This is a genomic window from bacterium, from assembly GCA_009926305.1.
Classification (GTDB): Bacteria; Bdellovibrionota_C; UBA2361; order UBA2361; family RFPC01; genus RFPC01.
In genome coordinates this window covers 1-1,111 of sequence record RFPC01000260.1, presented here as the reverse complement: position 1 = coordinate 1,111, position 1,111 = coordinate 1, and the positions used below count along the sequence as shown (strand labels likewise).

Here is a 1,111-nt window from a genome sequence, read left to right as displayed (position 1 = left end):
GGGATCTGTAAACCCCCCCTTAATATTCGGATATCTTTACTTCGAAGACTTCGCTCCTTTACATCTCCATTTTTTCCGCGAAAGGCACATTGGAGTATTTCTGTCTGGGCCGGAGCAATCCATCCCTTCAGACTTCATGTCTCCCAAGGATCGGGCACAATAGGCATCGCCTTTCTTTGTCCCTGGGGCGATGGTGTATCCTTTTGCTCCATAGCGAACTTTCTTGGTCTTTCCGGTCTTAGAGTCTTTATACGTGTGAGTATATTTTTTACCATCATCAGCATAGTTGGTCTCCTCTGAGTACTCTTTAGACCAGTATTCGTACTCTTCCTCGGCCATATCAGCATCATCATCTATCTCGCTATCCTGCTTATCATGCTGACCTTCGAGGTGCTGTTTCTTCTCATATGGGGAAGGGATCTCAGCATATGACCAGCCTTCGGGTACTATAGGCCCTTCTGCCATGTCTGTCTTATTTGCTTTTGTGATCTTTAGTCCGCCAATGTCGGACATTCTTCTTCCTAATGAGGAGGATTCTTCTGATGGTTTCATAGCGAGTTAGATTTGTTCAATTGTTAAAACTGTGTGATTACCTGCTTTTCTGCTCCAGTGCTGGCGTTTACCAATAACTCTGAACTTAGCACCTGGAGGGAGCATGTGTTCTTTTTCTTGTTTATACTTACTTATGGGAGAAATGTCCTTCATCTTTGAGCTTTTTACCTCAAAGACTAAGTTCTGATCTGAGTTAGGATCTCCTTTTAAGAACCTATCAACAACCGGAGCTCCTGCCGACGTAAAACTAGAGAAACCTGGATCTTCCAATACATCACCGGGCTCCAACGACTGAAGTTGCTTCATAAATTCAGAAGCTTCGACTCCTGTCTTATCTTCCTTCCAATTAAATCCGCTCACTGCTCTATGATAAGTCCCTTCTGGTGCGTCGGGTAATTGCTCGAGGGCGGATGTAAGATCTTCGACAGCTTTCTTTACCATCGCTTCATTTACTGGTTCGGCTTTACTGAATAGTTGTCCAGTACTCTGTTCTATCTTACCAGTTCTTAAGAAAGAATTCATATTTAAATCCAACTCAGAAGTATATGCGCCTATGGCG

The 1,111-nt window shown here is 43.7% G+C and carries 2 protein-coding genes; both read right to left on the bottom strand.

What is annotated here, in order from left to right:
- Window positions 1-36 precede the first annotated feature (36 nt).
- The gene (locus tag EBR25_14360) at window positions 37-465 is read right to left on the bottom strand and encodes a hypothetical protein (protein ID NBW42152.1); all 429 of its coding nucleotides are present in this window, start codon (window positions 463-465) and stop codon (window positions 37-39) included.
- A gap of 93 nt (window positions 466-558) precedes the next feature.
- On the bottom strand, window positions 559-1,111 hold a 553-nt coding region (locus EBR25_14355), incomplete at its 5' end, for a hypothetical protein (protein NBW42151.1).